The organism is Actinacidiphila guanduensis (assembly GCF_900103985.1).
Lineage (GTDB): Bacteria > Actinomycetota > Actinomycetes > Streptomycetales > Streptomycetaceae > Actinacidiphila > Actinacidiphila guanduensis.
On sequence record NZ_FNIE01000019.1, the window covers coordinates 107686 to 114513 of the forward strand.

Below are 6828 nucleotides of genomic sequence, written 5' to 3' on the forward strand. Positions count from 1 at the left end.
CAACCCGCCGGACGCCGCCTGAAAGACCCGCACGGAAAGACACCTCATGAAGATCATCGACGGTCAGCTCCACGCGAACCAGATCGGCCCCCGATGGCAGGAGGCCGATCTCGAAGCCACCCTCGACGCGACAGTCGTCGCCATGGACGCCGTGGGCGTACACGGCGCGGTCCTCGACGAGTTCACCGGACTCGACGACCGCTTCCACATGCTTCCCGGCAGCTACCACGCCAATGGGGCGTGGCGCCCGGAGCGGCCGTTCTCCGAACTGGCCGTCGCCAGGTACCCGGACCGCTTCGTCTGGCTGAGCCGGGTGGACCACAAGGACCCCGCCCTCGAGGAGATGGTGGCCGGTCTGCGCCGGAAGCCCGGGTGCGTCGGTATCCGTGTCCACGCGGAGTACGACGGCAACACCTGGCGCGACCCGGAGTTCGAGCAGGGCGGCTACAGCAGGCTGTTCGCGGCCTGCGAGGCCGAGCAGGTCCCGGTGTTCATCATGGTGACGCCCCGCGCCGAGACCCTTGAGCCGTACCTGCGGAAGTTCCCGGACCTGACGTTCGTCATCGATCACATCGGCGTCGCCTGGCCGGCCGCCGGCACGGCACCGACCGAGCGATATGCCCGGCTGGACAAGATCCGCAGGCTGGCCGAGTACGGCAACCTGCACTTGAAGTGGTCGCACGTCGAACGGCTCGCCGCCGAACCGTACCCCTATCCCGACCTCGTCCCGCACTTCCGGAAGGTCGTCGACGCCTACGGGCCCGAGCGGATCCTGTGGGCCAGCGACTTCACTCAGGCCGTCAAGCCCGGCCTGTCCCCCCACCCCGCGCCCTACTCCCACAGCCTGCACTACCTCCTCGACTCCGGCGCCTTCTCGGCCGCCGAGAAGGAGTGGATGCTCGGCCGCACCGTCCGCACCGTTGTGAACTGGAAGGACTGAGGTCCGCCCGCGGCCGCCTGGGAGAATGCCCGGCCCCGCGTTCCTTCTTGAGGGCGCCACGCTCAGGAAGGGCCCTCCGGCACGGGGGCGATCCGGGTGTTGGTGATGTGCTCGTAGACGATCGAGGTGCGCACGTCGGCGACCTCGGGGCGCTGGGTGAGCTTGTCGATCACGAGGGCGTACAGCGCGTTGTTGTCGGGGACGGCGACGTGCACGATGAAGTCCTCGGTGCCGGTGGTCACGAACACGCCGAGCGTGTCGGGCAGGGCGCTGACCCAGGCGCGGAAGCTGTCGATGACCGGACGGGACGGGGGCCGGACCCGGACAGCGATCAGCGCCTGCACCGAGCGGCCGATCGCGGCGAGGTCCACGTCGAGGATCGCTCCGCGCACGATCCCGCGCCGGCGCAGGGCCCGGGTGCGATCCAGCGCCGTGGTGGGCGAGACGCCGACCCTGGCGGCCACGTCCCTGTTGGTCATCCGTGCATCCGACTGCAGTTCCCGCAGGATCGCCGTATCTAGTTCGTCCAGGGCCACGAAGATCCGCCTCATTCCGATACATGTACGGATGCTTTGAATCTGCTCCGTACGAGCGCCTAGCATCCAAGCATAGTCGCCGTATTTGACACCAGGAGACGCGGATGCACGCACTGAATCGGACCGGCCCGGCCGTCGGCTTCGCACCGGACGAGGTGGACTTGGGCATGTCGGCCCGGGCGGCCCGGCTGAAATGGGTGGTGGTCGTCGATGAGGCGCTCCCGCCGGGCCGCGCCGCGAACGCCGCCATCTGCGCGGCCGCTCCCACGGCCACCCAGGTGCCCGGGCTGCTCGGTGTCGACGTCGCCGACGCCGACGGGACCGTCCATCCGGCCCTGCCCTGGGTGGGCTGCACCGTGCTCGCCGCCGACGCCGGCACTCTGCGCGCCATCCGCGCCAAGGCAGCCGCGGCCCCCGACACCTACGTCGCCGACATGCCCGCGGCCGCCCAGCGCACGCTGGTCTTCACCGACTACCAGGCCGCCGTGGGCAAGACCGCGGCCGAGGACATGGACTACTGCGCGGTCAGCATCGTCGGCCCCCGCAACCGCGTCAGCAAGCTGGTCGGCAAGCTCCCGCTGATGCCCTGACCACCCCCTCCGCGTACCACGGAAGGGCGCGCCATGTCCGATGCCACACCCCCGACCGTCAGCCGGTATCTGCTCGACCGGATCGCCGCCACCGGCGTCACCCACGTCTTCGGCGTCCCGGGCGACTACAACCTCACCTTCCTCGACCGGATCGAGGCCCACCCGCAGCTGCGCTGGGTGGGCAACGCCAACGAGCTCAACGCCGCCTACATGGCCGACGGCTACGCACGCCTGAAGGGTTTCGCCGCCGTCGTGACCACCTACGGTGTCGGTGAGCTGTCGGCGATGAACGGCATCGCCGGGGCCTACGCGGAGAACGTGCCGGTGCTGCACATCGTGGGCACCCCGACCTGCGCGATCCAGCGCCAGGGCCTGCCCGTTCACCACAGCCTGCTGGACGGCGACCACCAGCACTTCGTCCGCGCCGCCCGGGAGGTCACCTGCGCGGCGGCGAGCCTCACGGCCGCCGACGCGGCCGGCGAGATCGATCGAGTGATCGCCGCGATCCTCCACGAGAAGCGGCCCGGCTATCTCGCTCTGCCCTCCGACCTCGTCACCCGGCCCTGCCCCGCACGCACCGAGCCGGACAGCGCCGCGGCGCCGTCCGCGCGAACGCCCCTCCACCCCCACGCCCCCGCCGCCGCGTTCGGCGAGGCCGCCGCGCGCCTGCTGCGGGAGGCCACCAGGATCACCGTGCTCGTGGACGGCCTGGCCCGCCGGTACGACGTGGGACGGCAAGTGGACGACCTGATCCGCAAGGGGCGGCTGACGGCGGCCGTGACCACGGGCGGCAAGGGCGTCATCGACGAGTCGCAGGACACCTTCGCCGGCCTCTACATAGGCGCCATCTCCGCGCCCGGCACCCGTGCCGCGGTCGAGGACGCGGACGTGGTCATCGGCGTCGGCCTGACGGTCAACGACCTCAACACCGGCGGCTTCACCGCACGCGTGGACCCGGCCCGCCTGATCGACCTTCAGCCCCACCACGCCACCGTCGGCGCCACGCGTATCGACCGCCTGCCGTTGCACCAGGCCATCGACGAACTCGGCGCTCTCCTCAGCGCACTTCCCGACGACCCGGCGCGGCCCGTTGTCGCACTCCCCGATGACCGGGCGCGGCCCATCACCGCACTTCCCGACGACCCGGCGCGGCCCGTTACCGCCGGGGTCGCGGGAGCCCTGGCCGGAACCGCCGCGGAGTACGCGTCCGCCGCCTCCGCGACACCGCTCACCCAGGACGTGCTCTGGCGCCGCCTCGGCCGCTTCCTCAGGCCCGGCGACATCGTCGCCGCTGACCAGGGCACCCCGTTCTACGGCCTCCTGGGCCAGCGCCTCCCGGCCGACGTGGAGGTGATCGCACAGCCCGGCTGGTCCTCCATCGGCTACAGCCTGCCCGCCATCGCGGGTGCCCAGCTCGCCACTGCCGCACGCCGCCGCGCCGTTCTGGTCATCGGTGACGGCGCGGCCCAGCTGACCGTGCAGGAGTTCGGCACCATCGCCCGCGAGGGCCTGGACCCGATCATCATCGTCGTCAACAACGACGGTTACACCGTGGAACGGGCCATCAACGGCCCCAACGCCGCCTACAACGACATCGCCCGCTGGGAGTGGCAGCGCATCCCAGCCGCCTTCGGCGCCGACGCGACCTGCACCCGGGTGCGTACCGTCGGCGAACTGGACACTGTCCTGACGGAGTTGCCGCGGACCACAGGCCGCATCCGTGTCGTCGAAGCAGTGCTGGACCGGCACGACCTGCCGCAGGTCCTGCGCGACACCTGCGTAGCTGTTGCCACGCGCAATGCGGGGTGAACAGCGACGGGACCCTGCGGCAGTGTGCGCCCTTGCATCGGACGGGCCGTCAGGACACGCTTTCCTGCAGGGTTCTGGTCTGTCTGCTCTGCGGAGGTGAGCGCGTGACCGCGCCTGTTCAAGCGGGGATCGAGATCGTGCGGGCGACTGCGGCGCATGTCCCGATGATCCACGCGTTGGCACAGTCCAGGAATCTGGAGGGAATCGATCCGGCTGTTGCCAGTCAGGAGGGGTTCTTGGTCTCGGAGTACACCGCCGAGGTGTACCAGAGGCGGCTGGTGAACGCCGAGCACTTCTATGTGGCCGTCAAAGGCGACGACGTCCTGGGATTCCTGCTGGCCTACAGCGACACCCAGATCGAGCCCGACGAGTGGCTGAACCGCCGGATCAAGACCACGCTCGGCAGCTTCCTGGTGATCAAGCAGGTGTGCGTGGCCCGCGAGGCGGCGCGACAGGGCGTGGCGTCGCGGCTGTACCACCACGTGCTGGAGCAGTGGACCGCCAACCCGGTGATCGCCGCGGTGGTCGACGAGCCGCCCAACGAAGCCTCGAGCCGATTCCACCGGAAGATGGGCTTCGAGGAACTGACGCGGTTGCGACCGCCGGACGGTCGGATGCGCGTGGTGTGGGTCTCGCGCAAGCCGCGCGAGTCACTGCTGGAAACCCAGTACGAGATCGCGGTGGACTTATACAAACATGAGGACCTCCTCAACTGGAACAAGCTCAACAACTTCCTCTACATCACCGCGGGCCTCGCGGCCACGTTGGCATTCACCCTCGGCAAAGAGGGCGCGCAGTCGCATGCAGTGGCCCGGGGCGTCGGAGCGGTCATCGCGGTGATCGGGTTCGGGTCAGGGCTGGCGTTCGCCGTCATGCTGCGCTTCGGGCGTCGCTACTTGCAGAAGCGCAAGAGCACCGTCGTGGAGCTGGAGGAGTACATGGCGTGGCACGGCGGGCAGCGGATAGTGGGGCGCCAGCTGGCAGACCCGGGATCCGAATGGCTCCAGGCGTCTCCGACCGGTCTGGTCATGGTGTTGCTTCCCGTCTTCGTCTCGCTGGGCTGGCTTGCGATGCTGGGAGTGGTGCTGGCGAATTGACGTTCCCGCAGAACGCGTGACCGTGGAGGGCACGCACGAAGCTCTCCAACTCGCTGGTGATCGTATGGACGAGGTCCACCGCTTCGGGAGCCACGAACTCAGTGATTGCGCAACCACGGAGCGCTGCCGCTCCAGGGTGAGGACGACTTTGGAGGTTGACGTCATGCAGTCGGGGACGCATCGGGATCTCCGGAGGATCCGCCGAGGCCTCAGCCGTGCGACGCCGCGTTCGACCGGTGCCCATCCCGCGGCCAGCGCCTCGACGGGGGTCCTTTCAGCGGAGGTGAGTTCATGCACGGGCTTGCACTTGAAGCGGGTGGTCGGCCAAGGGCTGGCCTCCAGCCGTGCCGCTTCACCAGCTTCCAGGCGCCCTCGACCGGGCAGAGAGACCTGGAAGAGCCAATCGATCACCGTTGTATCCGCGCCAGGTTCCACCGCTGGCCCGCCCGCCCGTGAGCCAGTCGACCCCGCTCCAGCTCCCACGCCAGCCTGCCGATCTGGGCTTCGTTGAGCCCGGGCCTTCCCGGAGACCCCTTGGGCAGGGCCCCCGCCTCGCCATCCTTACGCAAGGCACGGCGCAACCGTTCAACCGACCGCACGCTGATCCGCAGAGCAGCAGCAATCTCCGCGTTCTTCCGGCCGCCCTCGAAACACTCCAGGGCCTGGAGCCGTACCCGCCCCGGCGTAGTTCTCTCGGCGCGGTCGGCCTGCCGCCCAGCGCGTACCTCATGTCTCAGCCTCGCGCTTTCACGAGTTGGGGCGCCGAGGCTTGATCAAATAAGCAGAGAGCACCTCTGAACTGCAGCGATTGGACTTTTCTAGGGTCCTGTTGGCTGCACGGAAAGAGGCGCTCTCCAGGTGAAGAAGCCTATCGGGTTGTACCCACGTCGTCCTTGTGAAGGAGGGGGTTCCGCCACCGGATCGAGTTGTTCGCGAGTGGGTACTCGGAACTGGTGCCTGGCTCAGACGGTCGGGACGGTGCCGCCGTCGATCACGTACTCGGCTCCTACGATGGCCGAGGCGCGGTCCGAGACAAGGAAGCCGACCAGGTCCGCAACCTCTTCCGTCGTTGCGAACCTTCCGAGTGGAACCCCTCCGAGGGAATCCATCACGCTCTGCTTCGCCTCCTCGCGGGTCAGTCCGTTGCCCTCGGCGAGCTGGTCGATGAAGCCCTCATACGCTCCGGTCTGAATCCCCCCGGGGCTGAGGGCGTTCACTCGCACTCCTCGTGGCGCCAGTTCGTTCGCAAGACCCTTGCTGTACGTACGCAACGCACCCTTCGCTGACGCGTACGGCAACGTCGCGTCGTGCAGCGGCATCTGACGCTGGATCGACGTGACGTGGACAACTGCTCCTGATCCGGCCTCCACCATTGCCGGCAGCAGCGCTCGATCCAGTCGGACAGCTCCCAAGAAGTTCAGGTTGAGTTCCGCCAGCCAGTGCGCCTCAGTCGCTGCCGCGAACCCGCCAGGTGGGGTTGACGACCCTCCGACAACGTGCACCAGGATGTCCAGCGCACCTCCCTCAGAGATCTTGGACACCACAACCTCTGCACCACCCACCGTGGAAGTGTCCGCCTCGATGAATCGGTCGGGGCGCTCGTAGCCGCCGGGCATAGTGCGTGCCGTGGTCCACACGTCGGCACCCATCTCTCGCAGTCTCTCCACGACGGCCTTGCCCGAGCCCTTCGAACCGCCCGTGACCAGCGCCCTGCGACCGTCGAGACGATCGCGATCTGTACCGGACATTTTTCTCTCCACTGAAGATCGAGGTGGTGCGGATTCGGTCAGGCCGGATGGTTGGCGATGACGAGTTCGGCGATGCCGTCGTCCTGCAGCGCGAAACGGTAGTCAAGC

6 protein-coding genes and 2 pseudogenes are annotated in these 6828 nt (G+C 68.6%); 4 read left to right on the forward strand and 4 right to left on the reverse strand.

Annotated elements, in window-relative coordinates; translation table 11 throughout:
* Positions 1–46 precede the first annotated feature (46 nt).
* Entirely contained in the window at positions 47–940 is an 894-nt protein-coding gene (locus tag BLR33_RS30665) for an amidohydrolase family protein (protein ID WP_093787919.1), read from the forward strand.
* Between the two features lie 62 nt (positions 941–1002).
* Here BLR33_RS30665 and BLR33_RS30670 read toward each other — a convergent pair whose 3' ends face one another.
* A complete protein-coding gene (locus BLR33_RS30670) occupies positions 1003–1491 on the reverse strand; it encodes an Lrp/AsnC family transcriptional regulator (protein WP_245771769.1) in 489 nt (162 codons plus the stop codon).
* 89 nt (positions 1492–1580) lie between these two features.
* Between BLR33_RS30670 and BLR33_RS30675 the strand changes: the two genes are divergently transcribed.
* The 3 genes from BLR33_RS30675 (at position 1581) to BLR33_RS30685 (ending at position 4972) form a co-directional block, all read left to right on the forward strand.
* Positions 1581–2066, forward strand: coding sequence for a DUF2000 domain-containing protein (locus BLR33_RS30675; protein WP_093787920.1), 486 nt, complete (start codon positions 1581–1583; stop codon positions 2064–2066).
* A gap of 33 nt (positions 2067–2099) precedes the next feature.
* Positions 2100–3875 (forward strand): alpha-keto acid decarboxylase family protein, encoded by a 1776-nt coding sequence (locus tag BLR33_RS30680; protein ID WP_093787921.1) that lies wholly within the window; start codon positions 2100–2102, stop codon positions 3873–3875.
* A 104-nt stretch (positions 3876–3979) separates the two neighbouring features.
* Complete coding sequence (locus BLR33_RS30685) at positions 3980–4972, forward strand: GNAT family N-acetyltransferase (protein ID WP_245771770.1); 993 nt, start codon at positions 3980–3982, stop codon at positions 4970–4972.
* 120 nt (positions 4973–5092) lie between these two features.
* Here BLR33_RS30685 and BLR33_RS36485 read toward each other — a convergent pair.
* From BLR33_RS36485 to BLR33_RS30695, 3 genes and pseudogenes are all read right to left on the reverse strand, one after another.
* Positions 5093–5308: pseudogene (locus BLR33_RS36485) on the reverse strand (IS5/IS1182 family transposase); the annotation flags it as partial.
* 2 nt (positions 5309–5310) lie between these two features.
* Positions 5311–5702, reverse strand: a pseudogene (locus tag BLR33_RS30690) (helix-turn-helix domain-containing protein); the annotation flags it as partial.
* Between the two features lie 232 nt (positions 5703–5934).
* Entirely contained in the window at positions 5935–6720 is a 786-nt protein-coding gene (locus BLR33_RS30695) for an SDR family oxidoreductase (protein ID WP_093786497.1), read from the reverse strand.
* Between the last annotated feature and the right edge of the window lie 108 nt (positions 6721–6828).